The organism is Sinorhizobium terangae (genome assembly GCF_029714365.1).
Classification (GTDB): domain Bacteria; phylum Pseudomonadota; class Alphaproteobacteria; order Rhizobiales; family Rhizobiaceae; genus Sinorhizobium; species Sinorhizobium terangae.
In genome coordinates this window covers 1,125,522-1,141,557 of sequence record NZ_CP121659.1, presented here as the reverse complement: position 1 = coordinate 1,141,557, position 16,036 = coordinate 1,125,522, and the positions used below count along the sequence as shown (strand labels likewise).

The following is a 16,036-nucleotide window of genomic DNA, read 5'->3' as shown; positions in this document are numbered from 1 at the left end:
ATTTATATAGATGGCCGGACATGAAAAGTCAGGCCACCATTTGCATGGCAGCCCGATCACTGGCGAATGCGGAAGGAGACCCTACCGTCTGACGGCGCGGCCCGCCGCGATCAACAGGCACGCGCCGATGAAGCCGATAACGAGATAGGCAACCCAGCCCGTATAGGCCATGCCGAAGGCCGCCAGAATGAAGTTCAGCACAAGGGCACCAACGATGCCGAGGACGATATTCGCGATCAGCCCCATCTGGCTGCTCATGAATTTCTCCGCCAGCCAGCCAGCAAGACCGCCGATAATGATCGCCGCCAGAATACCCACGCCGTTCAAGCTCATGACAACCTCCCCGCATTGAAAACGCTGCAGCGCCCTCAATGCGTGAAGAGACCGAAAGTTCCGAACGGCGGAGCGTCATCAGGCGTTCAATACCCGGCCGTAGGCGTCGAGCACGCTTTCCTTCATCATCTCCGAGAGTGTCGGATGCGGGAAGATCGTGTGCATCAGCTCTTCCTCGGTTGTTTCCAGGTTCATGGCGACAACGAAACCCTGGATGAGTTCGGTCACTTCGGCGCCGACCATATGGGCGCCCAAAAGCTCGCCGGTCTTCTTGTCGAAGATCGTCTTGACGAGACCCTGGTCCTCGCCGAGCGCAATCGCCTTGCCGTTGGCACCGAAGCTGAAGCGGCCGACGCGGATCTCGCGGCCGAGTTCCTTGGCCTTGGCCTCGGTAAGGCCCACGGAGGCAACCTGCGGGTCGCAATAGGTGCAGCCCGGGATCTTGCCCTTGTCGAGCGCATGTACACCGGGAACGCCGGCGATCTTCTCGACGCATATCACGCCCTCGTGCTCCGCCTTGTGCGCGAGCATCGGCGGGCCGGCGACATCTCCGATCGCATAGATCCCTGCCACGTTCGTCTTGCCGTAGCCGTCGGTGACGATGCAGCCGCGGCTAGTCTCGACGCCCAGCGCTTCAAGGCCAAGATTTTCGATATTGCCCTGCACGCCGACAGCGGAAATCAGGCGATCCGCCTTGATCTGCGTGACCTTGCCGTCCTTCGTTTCGACATGCGCGGTCACGTCGTTCGCACCCTTCTCAACCTTCGTTACCTTGGCGTCAGTGAAGATCTTCATGCCGCGCTTTTCGAGTTGCTTGCGGGCGAAGGCGGAAATCTCCGCATCCTCGACCGGCATGACCTGCGGCAGGAGCTCGACGACGGTGACATCGACGCCCATCGACCGGTAGAAGCTCGCGAACTCGATGCCGATCGCGCCGGACCCCATGACCAGCATGGTCTTTGGCATTTCCTCGGGCTTCATCGCCTCGAAGTAGGTCCAGATCAGCTTGCCGTCCGGCTCGATGCCCGGAAGTGCGCGCGGCCGGGCGCCAGTCGCGATGATGATGTGCTTGGCGGTATAGGTGCCTTCACCCTTGACGCCCTTCGGAACCGGATTTTGCGGCTGGACCGCCGGTTTCGAGGGCGCGCCGACGATAATCTCGCCGGGCTTGGTGAGCTTCGCCTCGCCCCAGATGACGTCGACCTTGTTCTTCTTCATGAGGAAGGCAACACCGCCGGTCAGCCGTGCAGAGACGGCGCGGGAGCGGCCGACGACCTCCTTGACGTTGGCGGTCATCTTGCCTTCGAGCGTCAGGCCGTAGTTCTTGGCGTGATTGGCATGGTCGAGAATTTCGGCCGAGCGCAAGAGCGCCTTGGTCGGAATGCAGCCCCAGTTGAGGCAGATGCCGCCGAGGTGCTCGCGCTCGACTATGGCTGTCTTCAAGCCCAGTTGAGCCGAGCGGATGGCGGTGACATAGCCGCCCGGGCCCGAACCGATAACGATGACGTCGTAATTCTCAGCCATGTGTTTCCTGCCTTTTGTCTCAAGCGACCTTTCGGGTGAAAAGCACCCAGTCGTGTTTCCTGCTGTCTTCGAAGAGCGGTACGGCTTCAATGCGCACCACCTCCTCGAAGCCGTTGATCCTGTAGAGTGCCTGAGCCCTTTCATTGTGGCTTTCGGTGATCAGGCTCACCGGCGCCGGCCCGGCGCGGGCAATTTCGTGCTCCAGCAATGCGCGGCCGATCCCCTCGCCGCGACGATGCTTGTAGACCCCAAGGCTATCGATGAACCAATGGCCCACGACCTGTCTCTGCAACGCCAGCAACGGGACGAGCACCGGATGTTTCGCCTCGATATCGCGGACGGAGGGATCGATCGCGTAGGAGACGGCTACACCCGCGATCTCATCCTCAACCTCGGCAACGATCGCGTCGCGCCATGTACCTAGCCCCTCATCTTCGCGAAGCTTGTTGCGGCCGTGCTCGAACGCCGTTTCGGCAACGCCGCGCATAACGCCGCCATACCAGAGCCACGCGGCAAATCCGTGCGAGGCGATGTCGATCAGGACGGCGAGCTCCGCTGCCTCGCCCCGCCTCGCCGGCCTAAGGGTCGCGCCAGCCGCCATGGTCAGAGCCCGAGCATCATCCGCACGACCGGTTCCAATCCCCGGCCGATCGCGCGGGTGTTGTCGGCGTCGAGATGCACGCCATCGAGCGGGGTGGTTTTCGCAACGGAGCCGGCATCGAAAAAGCCGCAGTCGAGTTCGTCGGCGAGATCGCGATAGAGCGGCGCCAGCATCGCCGACTGCTCGATAGCGCCCGCATACATTGCCGCGAAGGCGCTGTTGGCGGTTTCGCAAAGCGGCGGCGGCGAGACGATGAGGATATCCGGCCCCTCCTCGGCTTCGACCGGCCAGTCGTGCCGCCGGACGAGGTTGACGAGGCGCGCGATCCCTTTGACGGCGCCGAAGGCCGTGCCGTGGATCACCGGCTTCATGTCGTTGGTGCCGAGCAGGAAGATCATCAGATCGATCGGCGCGTGGCTATGGAGCACGGTCGGCAGGACACGCGCACCGTTGCGGTCGCAATCGGCGAGATGGTCGTCATAGGCCGTCGTGCGGCCGTTCAGCCCTTCGGCGATGACGTGCACGTCCGCACCGAGGGCCTTTTGCAGCACGCTCGGCCAGCGATCCTCCAACGCGTGCCGGCCGAGGCCGCCCGCGTCATAGCCCCAGGTCAGACTGTCACCGTAACAAAGGACTGTCTTCATCGCTTGTGCCCACGTTTTTGGGGGATGGACCGGCTCGAAAAAGCCGGTCCCGATCGCATCAGACCAGCATGCCCATCGGATTTTCGATGTAGCGCTTGAAGGCGGCGAGCAGTTCCGCACCGAGCGCTCCATCGACGCAGCGATGGTCGGTCGAGAGCGTGACGGTCATCATGTTGGCGATCACCATCTCCTTGTTCTTAACGATGACGCGCTCCTCGCCGGCACCGACCGCGAGGATCGTCGCATGCGGCGGATTGACGACGGCGGCAAAGTCCTTGACGCCCATCATGCCCATGTTGGAGACGGCAGTGGTGCCGCCCTGGTACTCTTCCGGCTTCAGCTTGCGCTCCTTGGCGCGCTTGCCGAAGTCCTTCATCTCGTTGGAGATGGCCGAAAGGCTCTTCAACTCCGCCTGGCGGATAATCGGTGTGATCAGACCACCGGGGATCGAGACAGCAACACCGACATCGGCATGCTTGTGCTTGACCATATTAGAGTCGGTCCAGGAGACGTTGGCGTCCGGAACGTCGCGCAGTGCCAGCGCCAGCGCCTTGATCACCATGTCGTTGACCGAGAGCTTGTAGACGGGCTTGCCGTCCTTTTCCGGAGCGGCGGCATTGAGCTGTGCACGAAGCGCAAGCAGAGCGTCGAGCTGGCAATCGATCGAAACATAGAAATGCGGGATCGTCTGCTTCGATTCCTGCAGGCGCTTGGCAATGGTCTTGCGCATGCCGTCATGCGGGACGAGCTCGTAGGAACCCGGCTCGAAGAGCTTGAGCACGGCGTCCTCGGACATGCCCTTTGCGAGCGCCGCCGGAGCGGGTGCAGCCGCTTGCGCAGGTGCGGCTGCCGGTTTGGCACCGCCGCCGGCGACGGCGGCCTCGACGTCCTTCTTGACGACGCGGCCATAGGGGCCGGAACCGGCGATTGCCGACAGGTCAATGCCGGCTTCCTTGGCAAGGCGGCGCGCCAACGGCGAAGAGAAGAGTCGCTTGCCATCGGCTGCGGCGGGAGTCGATACCGATGCTGCCGGCTGCGCCGCGGCCGGTGCCGCAGCAGGAGCGGGTGCAGCGGCAGGTGCCGTCGGGGCCGGTTCTTCGGCTTTGGCTGCCGGTGCCGGTGCAGCCGCGCCATTTCCGCCATTGCCGCCCTTCGCTGCCGTCGCCACGTCCTCGCCATCAGCCGCCAGAACGGCGATCAGCGCATTGACCTTGACGCCTTCCGTGCCGGCCGGCACGACGATCTTGGCGACCGTGCCTTCATCGACGGCTTCCACTTCCATGGTTGCCTTGTCGGTCTCGATCTCGGCGATGACGTCGCCGGACTTGACCTGATCGCCTTCCTTGACCAGCCACTTGGCCAGATTGCCTTCTTCCATGGTCGGAGAGAGGGCAGGCATCGTGATGTTGATTGGCATCGAAGCGCCCTCCCTTTATTTGTAGCAAACGGCTTTCACGGCATCGACGACCTCGGCGACACTTGGCAGCGCCAGTTTTTCGAGGTTGGCGGCATAGGGCATCGGCACATCCTTGCCCGCGATCGTCAGGATCGGCGCATCGAGATAGTCGAAGGCCTGCTGCATGACGCGGGTGGCGATCTCGGTGCCGACGGAGGACTGCGGGTAGCCTTCTTCGACGGTCACCAAGCGGCCGGTCTTCTTCACCGACTCGATCACCGTCGGAAGATCCATCGGGCGGATCGTGCGAAGGTCGATGATCTCGACATCAATGCCCTGCGCTTCGAGCTCGGCCGCAGCCTTGACCGCGTAGGTCATGCCGATGCCGAAGGAAACGATGGTTGCATCCTTGCCGACGCGATGAATGCGGGCCTTGCCGATCGGCAGCACGAAATCATCGAGCTTCGGAACCTCGAAGGAGTGACCGTAGAGAATTTCGTTCTCAAGGAAGATCACCGGGTTCGGGTCGCGGATCGCTGCCTTCAAGAGGCCCTTCGCGTCGGCGGCCGTGTACGGCATGACGACCTTGAGGCCCGGGATGTGGCTGTACCAGGCGGCATAGCACTGCGAGTGCTGCGCGGCGACGCGGGCTGCCGCACCGCTCGGGCCGCGGAAGACGATCGGCGCGCCCATCTGGCCGCCCGACATATAAAGAGTCTTGGCAGCGGAGTTGATGATCTGGTCGATCGCCTGCATCGCGAAATTGAAGGTCATGAACTCGACGATCGGGCGCAGGCCCGTCATCGCCGCGCCGACGCCGACGCCGGCAAAACCATGTTCGGTGATCGGGGTGTCGACCACGCGACGCGGGCCGAACTCCTGCAGCAAGCCCTGGGTGATCTTGTAGGCGCCCTGGTACTCGGCGACTTCCTCACCCATGACGAAAACGTCGTCACTGGCGCGCATCTCCTCGGCCATCGCATCGCGAAGCGCCTCGCGCACCGTCATCGAAACCATTTCCGTTCCGGCGGGGATAGCCGGGTCGGCAGGAATCTCCGCTTTCGGCTGAGCGGCAACCGGAGCCGGCGCGGCGGCGGGCGCTTCATTCGCAGCGGGTTTCGGAGCCTCGGCCTTCGGCGTTACGATGTCGCCGGCAGCCTCGCCGTCCTGCAGCAGCACGGCAATCGGCGTATTGACCTTCACGCCTTCCGTACCGGCGGCAATCAGGAGCTTGCCGATCGTGCCTTCATCAACGGCTTCCACTTCCATCGTCGCCTTGTCGGTTTCGATCTCGGCGATGACATCGCCCGAGGACACCTTGTCCCCCTCGTTCTTCAGCCATTTGGAGAGCGTGCCTTCCTCCATCGTCGGGGAAAGGGCGGGCATGAGAATTTCTACTGGCATGGTTGTCCCTCCCCGGATCAAAGCAGGATGTCGGTATAGAGCTCGGAGACATCCGGCTCCGGATCAGACTGGGCAAAATCGGCGCTGTCGGCAACGATGTCGCGGACATCCTTGTCGATCTGCTTCAGCTCCTCCTCGCTCGCCCAGCCCTTTTCGGTAAGCCGGGCCTTTACCTGCTCGATCGGGTCATGCTCGGAGCGCATCTTCTGCACCTCGTCCTTCGACCGATATTTCGCCGGGTCGGACATGGAGTGGCCGCGATAGCGATAGGTCAGCATTTCGAGGATGATCGGCCCCTTGCCGGAACGGCAATATTGAGCCGCTTCGTCGGCGGCCGCCTTGACGGCGCGAACATCCATGCCGTCCACCTGATAGCCGGGAATTCCGAAGGAGGCGCCGCGCTGCGAGAAATCGGTCTGCGCCGATGCACGGGACACGGACGTGCCCATGGCGTAGCGGTTGTTTTCAACGATGTAGATCACCGGCAGCTTCCAGAGAGCAGCCATGTTGAAACTCTCGTAGACCTGGCCCTGGTTGGCGGCGCCGTCGCCGAAATAGGTGAGGCTGACATTATCGTTGCCACGGTACTTGTTCGCGAAGGCAAGGCCGGTGCCGAGCGACACCTGTGCCCCGACGATACCGTGGCCGCCATAAAAATGCTTTTCCTTGGAGAACATGTGCATCGAGCCGCCTTTCCCCTTGGAAAGGCCGCCGCGACGGCCGGTCAGTTCGGCCATTACGCCGCGCGCACTCATTCCGCAAGCAAGCATGTGACCGTGATCACGGTAACCGGTGATGACCTGATCACCTTCCTTGAGCGCCATCTGCATACCGACTACGACGGCTTCCTGCCCGATATAGAGGTGACAGAAGCCGCCGATGAAGCCCATGCCGTAAAGTTGGCCAGCCTTTTCCTCGAAACGCCGGATCAGCAGCATTTCCCGGTAGGCTTTGAGGTCATCTTCTTTGGAGAATTCGGCGATCGTGCCGCCGGCGAAGTCCTTCTTTGCGGACTTGGCAGCGGTCTTGCGGCTGGAGACGGACGCGGATTTTCGCGGAGCCATTCATTCCTCCCAATGGTTAGCCTTCGCCGGCTACCATAGGGAAAGAAGAGCAACACAGCAATGCCATATTTGCATGGCTATTATTCTGCGCAACTCTTTGATTTACGAAGGGAATTTTCAATTAACCGACTTTTGGTTAATTCTTCCCACGATGAAAAATAACGATCTCATCGCTCCGCGACATGTTGAGCGCGAGGCGAGCCTTCTCATCCAGCATATCTCGTTCCAACGAACCGTCGCTCATCAGCTCGACCTCCTTTTCCAGGATTTTTCGCTGATGAGTCAGCTCATCCAATCGGGCTTGGCGCACGGCGATCTGTCGGTCGAACTCCTCTGTCGCCCTCAGGCCGTATCCTCCGTGGATCGAATGATAGCCGAAATAGGAAAGAAAGGCGACCGCCATGAGCGGCACAACCAGCCGCCCCAGTCTCCGTTTCTTGTGATGTCGTGTCCACATGGTCCATGCCCTGATACGCAATACGAGACGAGACTAACGTCGATTGATTAACCGACCGTTGACCATGAATAGCAGGAAAAAACGAAACCGCCTGCCGTGTGGCAGGCGGGTTGAGATTACGTCGATTTCAGATCGCGATGCACACGCCGGATTCGCCCCTCACCCTAACCCTCTCCACGCATACGGGGGATTTAGGCCGCCGAGCTATGCCGCTTGTCCCTTCTCCCCGCCTGCGGGGGAGAAGGTGCGGCAGGCGGATGAGGGACGGACGTTGCGCTTCTCCGCCTGCAATCAACCGCGCAGGATCGAGCGGCCGGCGTATTGCGCCTGCAAGCCAAGCTGCTCCTCGATGCGGATCAGCTGATTGTACTTTGCAAGTCGGTCGGAGCGCGCGAGCGAGCCGGTCTTGATCTGCCCGCAATTGGTGGCAACGGCGAGATCGGCGATCGTCGAGTCCTCGGTTTCGCCGGAACGGTGCGACATCACGGCGGTGTAGCGGGCCTTGTGCGCCGTCTCGACCGCATCGAGTGTTTCGGAGAGCGAACCGATCTGGTTGACCTTGACCAGGATCGAGTTGGCAACGCCCATCTTGATGCCGTCGCGCAGACGAGCCGAGTTGGTGACGAAGAGATCGTCGCCGACGAGCTGAACCTTGGAGCCGATCTTGTCGGTCAGCGCCTTCCAGCCGTCCCAGTCGTCTTCGGCCATGCCGTCTTCAATCGAGATGATCGGGTACTTGGCGGCGAGTTCGGCGAGATATTCAGCCATGGCGCCCGGCTCAAGCGTGCGGCCCTCGCCTTCCAGCACATACTTGCCATCCTTGAAGAACTCCGTCGAGGCGCAGTCGAGCGCGACATACATGTCCTCGCCCGGCTTGTAGCCGGCCTTCTCGATCGACTTCATGATGAAGTCGAGGGCGGCCGGCGCGGAAGCCAGGCCCGGAGCGAAACCGCCTTCGTCGCCGACATTGGTGTTGTGACCGTCGGCAGCCAATTGCTTCTTCAACGTGTGGAAGACTTCCGAGCCCATGCGCACGGCGTCCTTCAGCGTTTCCGCGCCGACCGGCATGATCATGAATTCCTGGAAGTCGATCGGGTTGTCGGCATGCGCACCGCCGTTGATGATGTTCATCATCGGAACCGGCAGGAGATGCGCGTTCGGACCGCCGACATAGCGATAGAGCGGCAGGCCGGCGGCTTCGGCCGCAGCCTTCGCAACCGCCAGCGAGACGCCGAGAATGGCGTTGGCGCCGAGGCGCGACTTGTTCGCCGTGCCGTCAAGCTCGATCATGGTTTTGTCGATCTGAATCTGGTTTTCGGCGTCGAGGCCGCCGATCGCCTCGAAGATCTCTCCGTTCACCGCTTCGACGGCGCGCTCGACACCCTTGCCGAGATAGCGGGTGCCGCCATCGCGCAGTTCGACTGCCTCATGTGCACCGGTCGAGGCGCCCGACGGAACAGCCGCACGGCCGAAGCTACCGTCTTCGAGATGAACGTCGACCTCGACGGTCGGGTTGCCGCGGCTATCCAGAATTTCGCGGCCGATGATGTCGATGATTGCAGTCATGATCTCTTCCCTGGTTAGGACGACGGATGGTCAGGCCTGTCTTAGTTCATGGCCCCGAAATTACAACGGCGCGCGAGATGCAAATGCCCATGCGCCATTGCGGTTCATGGAAATTTCACGAAGGCCTGTTCAGGCCTTGGCGATCTGATCGAAGGCAAGCAGCTTTTCGAGAAGCCGCGGCATGTCCTTCAAGTGCACCATATTGGGGCCATCCGAGGGCGCATTGTCCGGATCTTCATGCGTCTCGATGAAGACGCCGGCGACGCCGACGGCGACGGCAGCACGCGCCAAGGTCTCGACGAATTCGCGTTGACCGCCGCTCGAGCCGCCCTGCCCGCCTGGCTGCTGCACCGAATGGGTGGCGTCAAAGATCACCGGCGCGCCGAGCTCCGCCATGATCGGCAGCGAGCGCATGTCGGAAACCAGCGTGTTGTAACCAAAGGAAGCGCCGCGCTCGCACAGAAGAACGTTAGGATTGCCACTCATCGTAAACTTGGCGAGCACGTTCTTCATGTCCCAGGGCGCGAGGAACTGGCCCTTTTTGACGTTGATCGTGCGCCCTGTCTTGGCGGCCGCCACGAGCAGGTCGGTCTGCCGCGACAGAAAGGCCGGGATCTGCAGGATATCGACCGTCTCAGCCACGATCGCGCATTGCTCTTCGGTGTGAATGTCGGTCAGTACCGGAAAACCGAACTCCTTCTTGAGATCGGCAAAAATCTCCATCGCGCTATCGAGGCCGATGCCGCGCTTGCCGGAGAGCGACGTACGGTTCGCCTTATCGAACGAGGACTTGTAGACGAGGCCGAGCCCGAGCGACTTGCAAAGCTCGACGAGCTTTCCGGCCATCATGAAGGCGTGGTCGCGGCTTTCCATCTGGCAGGGGCCTGCGATCAGCGCAAGCCGCTCCTTCTGCGAAAAGACTACCTGTCCTGCACCCTCGCCGACGACAACCCTGGCATTCGTTTCCATCATCACACTCCAAATGCGAAAATCACCCCTTGCCCCGGCGCTTCCGGGACAATGAGGCGTCCGCCCATTTCTGCAAACTCGATATCGTTCTTGGCAAAAAGCGCTCGCGTCGCTTCGAGATCGGCGACACGGAACACGACGGCGCGCCCGCGCAAGCCGCGCTCGGCGCCGTTGACGGATCGGCCGAAGAAGGCCTCCATTCCGGCAACATTGAGCACCGAAATCTTGGCATTGCCGGCCTGAATGTCCATGCCGAAGGAGTGGGCGGAAACCTCGCGCTCATCGACGCCCTCCTGCAGCAAATACTGGAAATCGGTGGGATTTGGCTCAGACAGCACGACTTCAGTAATGCCGAGGACCCCGTTTCCATGACGGTGAAGCGCCGTTTGTTCCACCGGCAGGGCACGAATGCGCTGGCAGCTGAAGAGGAAGAAATCCGGGGAGCGGAGATCCGCGGCAAAAGCCAGCCGGAACGAGCCAAGGCCCTCGCGCCCATCCGGCAACCGCATCGGCCGAGAGAACTCCAGCATCTCGCCGCCGGACACGCCGCATGCACGGAACCGCATGTGATCGGACGCGGCGTCGGATGTTCCTACAACGATCGCCGAGAGGCCCTCCGGACCTTGACGGAAGCGGAAAGCCTGGTCGCGGGAGACAAAGACATTGCCGGCGAGCGCCGCAGCTTCGCACTCCTCACGTGACGCGATCGCAAGCGGCTCCAGATAGGTGTTGTCGGCGAAGAAGACGCACGCATTCTCGGTGCCGAAGGGATGACGCGCATCGTCGGCGACGACAAAGCCGAGATCGGTCAAGCGCCGCCTTGCCTGCGCAAGCTCAGCCACCGGCAGCACGACATGATCGAGCGGGCGGGTGATGCGCTGGGGTAAGCTCATGGCGTGTTCCCTGATGGCCGGTTCGTCGCTGTTTGCAACTTTTGCCCGCCGATTGCAAGCGCGGCCGGTTTGAGTAGGCGTCGGGCGGCACCGAAAACGGCAACGGCCGGTCCGTGAGGGGCCGGCCGCAGATAGCGAGAGTCCGATTTAGGCCGCATCAGACGAGGCGCGACTGCTCCAGCGCGGCCTCGATGAAGCTCGCGAACAGCGGGTGCGGATCGAGCGGCCGGGACTTCAGTTCCGGGTGGTACTGAACGCCGATGAACCAGGGATGGTCCTCATATTCGACCGTCTCAGGCAAGACGCCGTCCGGCGACATGCCGGAGAATACGAGGCCACAGGACTCCAGCCGCTCCTTGTAATCGACATTGACCTCGTAACGGTGGCGATGCCGCTCGGAGATATCCGTCGATCCGTAGATGCCGGCAATCTTGGTGTTCTGCTTGAGGGCGGCGCGATAGGCCCCAAGGCGCATGGTCCCGCCGAGATCGCCCGCGGCGGAGCGCTTTTCAAGTTCGTTGCCCTTCACCCATTCGGTCATCAGGCCGACAACCGGCTCCTTGGCCGGACCGAACTCTGTCGAAGATGCCTTCTCGATGCCGGCGAGGTTGCGAGCAGCCTCGACCACGGCCATCTGCATGCCGAAGCAGATGCCGAAATAGGGAACCTTCCGCTCGCGCGCAAAGCGGGCGGCGTTGATCTTGCCCTCGGAACCACGCTCACCGAAGCCGCCGGGAACGAGGATGCCGTGGACTTTTTCAAGATAGGGCGCCGGATCCTCCTTCTCGAAGATTTCCGACTCGATCCATTCGAGCTTGACCTTGACGCGGTTGGCGATGCCACCATGGTAAAGCGCTTCGATCAGCGACTTATAGGCGTCCTTGAGGCCTGTATACTTGCCGACAATGGCAATCGTAACTTCACCTTCCGGCGTGCGGATGCGGTGGGCGACGTCTTCCCAAGCCTCCATCCGCGGCTTCGGCGCCGGCTCGATGCCAAAGGCGGCGAGAACCTCGTTGTCGAGGCCTTCCTTGTGATAGGCGATCGGCACGTCATAGATCGAGGCGACATCGAGCGCCTGGATGACGGCGGACTGACGAACATTGCAGAAGAGCGACAGCTTGCGGCGCTCGGCTTCCGGGATCTCGCGATCGGCGCGAACGAGCAGGATGTCGGGATGGATGCCGAGTGCCTGCAGTTCCTTGACCGAATGCTGCGTCGGCTTGGTCTTGAGTTCGCCGGCCGCCGGGATATAGGGCATCAGCGTCAGATGGACATAGACGGCGGTGCCGCGTGGCAGATCGTTGCCGAGCTGGCGGATCGCCTCCATGAAGGGCATCGCTTCGATGTCGCCGACGGTGCCGCCGATCTCGCAGATGACGAAGTCGTAATCGTCATTGCCCTCGGTGACGAAATTCTTGATTTCATTGGTGACGTGCGGGATCACCTGAACTGTCGCGCCGAGATAGTCGCCGCGCCGTTCCTTGTCGATGATGTTCTTGTAGATCCGCCCGGTGGTGATGTTGTCGGTCTTCGTTGCCGAACGCCCCGTGAAGCGCTCGTAGTGACCGAGATCGAGGTCTGTCTCCGCTCCGTCGTCGGTGACGAATACCTCACCGTGCTGGGTCGGGCTCATCGTGCCCGGATCGACATTGAGGTAAGGGTCGAGCTTACGCAGTCTCACCCGGTAGCCACGCGCCTGCAGCAGCGCTCCGAGAGCGGCTGCAGCGATGCCTTTTCCGAGGGAGGAAACCACGCCGCCAGTGATGAATACATATCGCGCCATGGGAGTCACCGGATACCTTTTCACAAACGATTCCGCCACCGAAAAATTCGTTTTCAGGAATTTTTCGTCTTGGGAGAGGACGGATTTCACACAAAACAAAACCGGCGGATGAAGCATCCGCCGGTGGGTTCTTCTGATTTGCGACCTTACTGGCCGCTCGGAACTTGCGATCCCGTATTGCCGTTGGCGCCGTTTGCAGGCGCTTGCGGCGCCGGTGCGGCACCGGCGGGTGCCTGGCCCGCGGGGGCGGCACCATTGGCCGGCGCATTACCGTTAGCCGGCTGTTGCGTGTTTCCGCCAGCCGGAGGTGTCTGCTGCCCGCCTCCGAGCGAATCGAGGACGCCGCCGCCGCTCGAGCTCGTGCCCGGGATCCGGTCGAGAATGTCGGTCGCTTGCGGCTCGTAACGGGAGAGAATGCCCATTGCCAGCGCCAGACCGAAGAAGAGGAAGGCGAGAACGGCAGTCGTGCGGGTAAGCGCGTTGGCCGTACCACGGGCCGACATGAAGCCCGAACCGCCGCCAATGCCGAGACCGCCGCCTTCGGAACGCTGAATGAGGACGACGCCGATCAGGGCGACGACGACCATGAGATAGATGACGAGTAGTACGGTCTGCATCAGCTTCCAGTCCTGCCCTCTTGGGCACACGAATCAAACCCGGCGCGAAACACGGCAAGGCCGGGCGCAGTTTGGCGCCTCTTTATACCAAGCCGTTTGCTATTCCAAGCCCCTGTCCCGCGCGGGAGAGCAATCAGGCGGTCAATTCTTCATATGCCCTGTAGATGGCGAGGAAGTCGTCCGCTTTCAAGCTCGCGCCACCGATCAGGGCACCGTCCACATTGGCAACACCCATCAGTTCCTTGGCGTTGCCGGGCTTGACCGAACCGCCGTAAAGAATGCGCATCTTGCCGCCTGCGGCTGCGAAGCGCGAGACCAGTTCGCTGCGCATGAAAGCATGCGCTTCCTCGACATCGGATGCCGTCGGCGTCAGGCCGGTGCCGATCGCCCAGACGGGCTCGTAGGCGATGACAGTGTTTTCCGCCGTCGCGCCATCCGGCAGGCTTTCCGCGAGCTGGCGCTTCAGGACGTCGAGCGTCTTGCCGTCCTGACGCTCGTCGCCGGTTTCGCCGATGCAGACGATGGCGACAAGGCCGGCCGCATGAGCCGCTTCGGTCTTGGCGCGCACCAGCGCGTCGCTCTCGGCATGATCGGTGCGGCGTTCGGAATGCCCGACGATGACATAGGTGCCGAAGCAGTCGGCGATCATCTCGGCGGAGATATCGCCCGTGTGGGCGCCGGATTGTTTCGGATGGCAGTCCTGGGCGCCGATCATCAGAGGGCTGTCGTCACAAAGCGCGGTCGCGACGTAGAGCAGCGTTGCAGGTGGGCAGATCAGCGTCTCCACCTTTTCGGACAGACTGCCCTTGACGCCCTCCGCCATCGCCTTGATCTGGTCGAGCGAGGCGCGTGTTCCGTTCATCTTCCAGTTTCCGGCAACGAGCGGGCGGATAGCGGGCGTCATGAAATTCCTCCGTATCGGGTCTCTTTCTCGGCAAGCGGCCTAGCAAATCGTCCGGGCAAAAAAAAGCACCCGCCACGGAATAATCCGGTGCTTGCCACCTAAGGTGCCCGTTCGTCGAACCAGGGAGCGAATAAAAGCCGAGCTTTGGGCGTCTTATACTGGTGACTGTACGGTGCCGAAGAGGAATTGGCTTCCTTCATCCGGAGAGCGCCATGCTGCGCAACAGCGAGAGCGGATTTGGAGCGGTGACGATCGTCCTCCACTGGGCGATTGCGGTGCTGATCCTTGGCCTCCTCCTTCTCGGCTTCGTCATGCGGCGCACCGAAATCGATCCGGCTTTGCAGTTCTCCCTCTATCAGTGGCACAAATCCTTCGGCTTCACGGTGCTGGGGCTGGCGGTCCTTCGGGCTGTGTGGTGGTCCATCGAACGCAATCCAGCTCCCCCTCCGGGCCTCGGCCCACTGGAGCATATGGCGGCCCAGATCATGCATCGGGCGCTGATCGTTCTCGGGCTGATCGTAGCGCTTGCCGGCTGGGCGGTCGCATCGACCTCGACGCTGAATATTCCAAGCTTCTTTTTCAATTTTATCGTCATTCCGCATCTGCCGCTGCGGCAATCGGAAGCTTCGGAGGCGTTCTGGACCTTCGCGCACGCGCTGCTCGCTTATCTTACGCTTGGGCTGGTCGCGGGGCACGCGGCGGCGGCGTTCTACCATCATTTTCTGCGACGAGACGAAGTCCTTGTCCGCATGCTTCGCCCTGCCCGCCGCCCAAGCGATGCCAGGACGTTCAACACTCACGAGAACGACGACACCATCGTCGAGAGGAAATGACCCATGATGACTCCACGCAGGCCCGTTTTTAAAGCGATATGGTCGTTCGCCCTCCTCGCCATGGCAACGACGCCGGCGGCTGCCGCGGCCGCGCCGACGCTTGCCGACGCGGCTGGCAACTACCGCATCGCCAACTCTTCGACCGTCCAATTCAGCGTCGCGCAGGCTGGAGGCGGCGGCGGCATCGCCGGCAAATTCGCAAAATTCTCGGGCGGCTTCCGGATAGATGGCAACAACATAGAGCGATCCTCGGTCGAGTTCACCCTCTATCCAGAGAGCGTAAGGTCCAGCGAGCGACGGATCGAGGACTTCCTGCGCTCAAGCGCCGTCTTCGACACGGCCAACTATCAGACGGTGACCTTCCGATCCACCAGCGTCACACAGACTGGAGCCGATTCGGCAACCGTAGTGGGTACGCTGACGGCGCGCGGCAAGGCCCGCAAGGAGCGCTTTGAGGTGACGCTCACCGACTGGAACAAGCGCTCGATCGCTTTTACCATCCGCGGCAGCATCCGCCGCGCACCCTACGGCATGGACGTCGGAACACCCATCTACTCCAACGTGGTCGAGTTCGACATGAACATAAGGGGCCAGAAGCGCTGACCGTCCGGCCCCGATCCGCGAGCGCTTACGACAAGCGGTCTCCGTGTGTCGTACGAGTGGCAACAGACACCGAGACGTTCGCGGCCAAGCGGGACCGATGCGGCCGCGCCCAAATCAGAGCCAGGGGGCGCAGCCGCACCAGAGGCGGTCGGCCGGTCAGACTGACCTGATCTCCGTCGCCCAGCGGTGTCCATGCCTCCAATGATAGGTGACACGCACAGCCTCGCCCCGACGCATCCGTGCCGAATCGAAGGCCCGGGTACTCATGCGAAAGAGATGATCGTTCAGCATGATGGTGTTATGGCGCGGATAGACGTGCTCGATCGTGCCAGACACGGTGGCGGCGCTGGCTGCACCAGCCCCAAACCCGATGAAGACCACCAGCACGGTCGATTTCACAAAGGTGCTCATGACTTCTGCTCCTCTGGATGGATCAGCAGTT

At 61.9% G+C, this 16,036-nt stretch carries 17 protein-coding genes; 2 read left to right on the top strand and 15 right to left on the bottom strand.

The features are described 5' to 3' along the window. Positions 1–81: 81 nt before the first annotated feature. The 14 genes from QA637_RS05470 to tpiA all read right to left on the bottom strand — a co-directional run bounded on the left by QA637_RS05470 (position 82) and on the right by tpiA (position 14,158). Positions 82–333: a GlsB/YeaQ/YmgE family stress response membrane protein gene (locus QA637_RS05470; RefSeq protein ID WP_283064208.1), complete on the bottom strand. Its 252-nt coding sequence runs from the start codon at positions 331–333 to the stop codon at positions 82–84. Positions 334–411: 78 nt separating this feature from the next. Continuing rightward, a complete protein-coding gene (gene lpdA / locus QA637_RS05465) occupies positions 412–1,857 on the bottom strand; it encodes a dihydrolipoyl dehydrogenase (RefSeq protein WP_153442325.1) in 1,446 nt (481 codons plus the stop codon). Between the two features lie 19 nt (positions 1,858–1,876). Next, positions 1,877–2,458 carry a GNAT family N-acetyltransferase gene (locus tag QA637_RS05460; protein WP_153442324.1) on the bottom strand — a complete coding sequence of 194 codons (582 nt, stop codon included), beginning with the start codon at positions 2,456–2,458 and terminating at the stop codon, positions 1,877–1,879. A 2-nt stretch (positions 2,459–2,460) separates the two neighbouring features. Further along, positions 2,461–3,102 carry an SGNH/GDSL hydrolase family protein gene (locus QA637_RS05455; RefSeq protein ID WP_153442323.1) on the bottom strand — a complete coding sequence of 214 codons (642 nt, stop codon included), beginning with the start codon at positions 3,100–3,102 and terminating at the stop codon, positions 2,461–2,463. A gap of 58 nt (positions 3,103–3,160) precedes the next feature. After that, positions 3,161–4,519 carry a pyruvate dehydrogenase complex dihydrolipoamide acetyltransferase gene (locus tag QA637_RS05450; RefSeq protein ID WP_153442322.1) on the bottom strand — a complete coding sequence of 453 codons (1,359 nt, stop codon included), beginning with the start codon at positions 4,517–4,519 and terminating at the stop codon, positions 3,161–3,163. 15 nt (positions 4,520–4,534) lie between these two features. Then, the gene (locus QA637_RS05445) at positions 4,535–5,902 is read right to left on the bottom strand and encodes a pyruvate dehydrogenase complex E1 component subunit beta (protein WP_283064204.1); all 1,368 of its coding nucleotides are present in this window, start codon (positions 5,900–5,902) and stop codon (positions 4,535–4,537) included. 17 nt (positions 5,903–5,919) lie between these two features. Further along, a complete protein-coding gene (pdhA, locus tag QA637_RS05440; protein WP_153442320.1) occupies positions 5,920–6,966 on the bottom strand; it encodes a pyruvate dehydrogenase (acetyl-transferring) E1 component subunit alpha in 1,047 nt (348 codons plus the stop codon). A gap of 136 nt (positions 6,967–7,102) precedes the next feature. Next, entirely contained in the window at positions 7,103–7,423 is a 321-nt protein-coding gene (locus QA637_RS05435; RefSeq protein WP_153442319.1) for an FtsB family cell division protein, read from the bottom strand. Positions 7,424–7,714: 291 nt separating this feature from the next. Further along, positions 7,715–8,989 carry a phosphopyruvate hydratase gene (eno, locus tag QA637_RS05430; protein WP_153442318.1) on the bottom strand — a complete coding sequence of 425 codons (1,275 nt, stop codon included), beginning with the start codon at positions 8,987–8,989 and terminating at the stop codon, positions 7,715–7,717. Between the two features lie 129 nt (positions 8,990–9,118). Continuing rightward, positions 9,119–9,961 carry a 3-deoxy-8-phosphooctulonate synthase gene (kdsA, locus tag QA637_RS05425; RefSeq protein ID WP_167528385.1) on the bottom strand — a complete coding sequence of 281 codons (843 nt, stop codon included), beginning with the start codon at positions 9,959–9,961 and terminating at the stop codon, positions 9,119–9,121. Then, positions 9,961–10,851 carry a VOC family protein gene (locus QA637_RS05420; RefSeq protein WP_283064200.1) on the bottom strand — a complete coding sequence of 297 codons (891 nt, stop codon included), beginning with the start codon at positions 10,849–10,851 and terminating at the stop codon, positions 9,961–9,963. Before QA637_RS05420 ends, kdsA begins: the two co-directional genes overlap by 1 nt. Before the next feature lie 157 nt (positions 10,852–11,008). Then, positions 11,009–12,646 carry a CTP synthase gene (gene pyrG, locus QA637_RS05415; protein ID WP_283064884.1) on the bottom strand — a complete coding sequence of 546 codons (1,638 nt, stop codon included), beginning with the start codon at positions 12,644–12,646 and terminating at the stop codon, positions 11,009–11,011. A gap of 137 nt (positions 12,647–12,783) precedes the next feature. Continuing rightward, entirely contained in the window at positions 12,784–13,254 is a 471-nt protein-coding gene (gene secG, locus QA637_RS05410; protein WP_283064198.1) for a preprotein translocase subunit SecG, read from the bottom strand. 133 nt (positions 13,255–13,387) lie between these two features. After that, complete coding sequence (tpiA, locus tag QA637_RS05405) at positions 13,388–14,158, bottom strand: triose-phosphate isomerase (RefSeq protein ID WP_283064196.1); 771 nt, start codon at positions 14,156–14,158, stop codon at positions 13,388–13,390. A 212-nt stretch (positions 14,159–14,370) separates the two neighbouring features. Between tpiA and QA637_RS05400 the strand changes: the two genes are divergently transcribed. Further along, the gene (locus QA637_RS05400; RefSeq protein ID WP_283064195.1) at positions 14,371–14,991 is read left to right on the top strand and encodes a cytochrome b; all 621 of its coding nucleotides are present in this window, start codon (positions 14,371–14,373) and stop codon (positions 14,989–14,991) included. Positions 14,992–14,994: 3 nt separating this feature from the next. Continuing rightward, complete coding sequence (locus QA637_RS05395) at positions 14,995–15,594, top strand: YceI family protein (protein WP_283064193.1); 600 nt, start codon at positions 14,995–14,997, stop codon at positions 15,592–15,594. Positions 15,595–15,750: 156 nt separating this feature from the next. Here QA637_RS05395 and QA637_RS05390 read toward each other — a convergent pair whose 3' ends face one another. After that, complete coding sequence (locus QA637_RS05390) at positions 15,751–16,005, bottom strand: hypothetical protein (protein WP_283064191.1); 255 nt, start codon at positions 16,003–16,005, stop codon at positions 15,751–15,753. Positions 16,006–16,036 lie beyond the last annotated feature (31 nt).

What these genes read in the sequence shown, in the direction of transcription:
- QA637_RS05470 (WP_283064208.1), bottom strand. Translation starts at nt 333, where the DNA reads ATGAGCTTGAACGGCGTGGGTATTCTGGCGGCGATCATTATCGGCGGT.
- lpdA (WP_153442325.1), bottom strand. Translation starts at nt 1,857, where the DNA reads ATGGCTGAGAATTACGACGTCATCGTTATCGGTTCGGGCCCGGGCGGC.
- QA637_RS05460 (WP_153442324.1), bottom strand. Translation starts at nt 2,458, where the DNA reads ATGGCGGCTGGCGCGACCCTTAGGCCGGCGAGGCGGGGCGAGGCAGCG.
- QA637_RS05455 (WP_153442323.1), bottom strand. Translation starts at nt 3,102, where the DNA reads ATGAAGACAGTCCTTTGTTACGGTGACAGTCTGACCTGGGGCTATGAC.
- QA637_RS05450 (WP_153442322.1), bottom strand. Translation starts at nt 4,519, where the DNA reads ATGCCAATCAACATCACGATGCCTGCCCTCTCTCCGACCATGGAAGAA.
- QA637_RS05445 (WP_283064204.1), bottom strand. Translation starts at nt 5,902, where the DNA reads ATGCCAGTAGAAATTCTCATGCCCGCCCTTTCCCCGACGATGGAGGAA.
- pdhA (WP_153442320.1), bottom strand. Translation starts at nt 6,966, where the DNA reads ATGGCTCCGCGAAAATCCGCGTCCGTCTCCAGCCGCAAGACCGCTGCC.
- QA637_RS05435 (WP_153442319.1), bottom strand. Translation starts at nt 7,423, where the DNA reads ATGTGGACACGACATCACAAGAAACGGAGACTGGGGCGGCTGGTTGTG.
- eno (WP_153442318.1), bottom strand. Translation starts at nt 8,989, where the DNA reads ATGACTGCAATCATCGACATCATCGGCCGCGAAATTCTGGATAGCCGC.
- kdsA (WP_167528385.1), bottom strand. Translation starts at nt 9,961, where the DNA reads ATGATGGAAACGAATGCCAGGGTTGTCGTCGGCGAGGGTGCAGGACAG.
- QA637_RS05420 (WP_283064200.1), bottom strand. Translation starts at nt 10,851, where the DNA reads ATGAGCTTACCCCAGCGCATCACCCGCCCGCTCGATCATGTCGTGCTG.
- secG (WP_283064198.1), bottom strand. Translation starts at nt 13,254, where the DNA reads ATGCAGACCGTACTACTCGTCATCTATCTCATGGTCGTCGTCGCCCTG.
- tpiA (WP_283064196.1), bottom strand. Translation starts at nt 14,158, where the DNA reads ATGACGCCCGCTATCCGCCCGCTCGTTGCCGGAAACTGGAAGATGAAC.
- QA637_RS05400 (WP_283064195.1), top strand. Translation starts at nt 14,371, where the DNA reads ATGCTGCGCAACAGCGAGAGCGGATTTGGAGCGGTGACGATCGTCCTC.
- QA637_RS05395 (WP_283064193.1), top strand. Translation starts at nt 14,995, where the DNA reads ATGATGACTCCACGCAGGCCCGTTTTTAAAGCGATATGGTCGTTCGCC.
- QA637_RS05390 (WP_283064191.1), bottom strand. Translation starts at nt 16,005, where the DNA reads ATGAGCACCTTTGTGAAATCGACCGTGCTGGTGGTCTTCATCGGGTTT.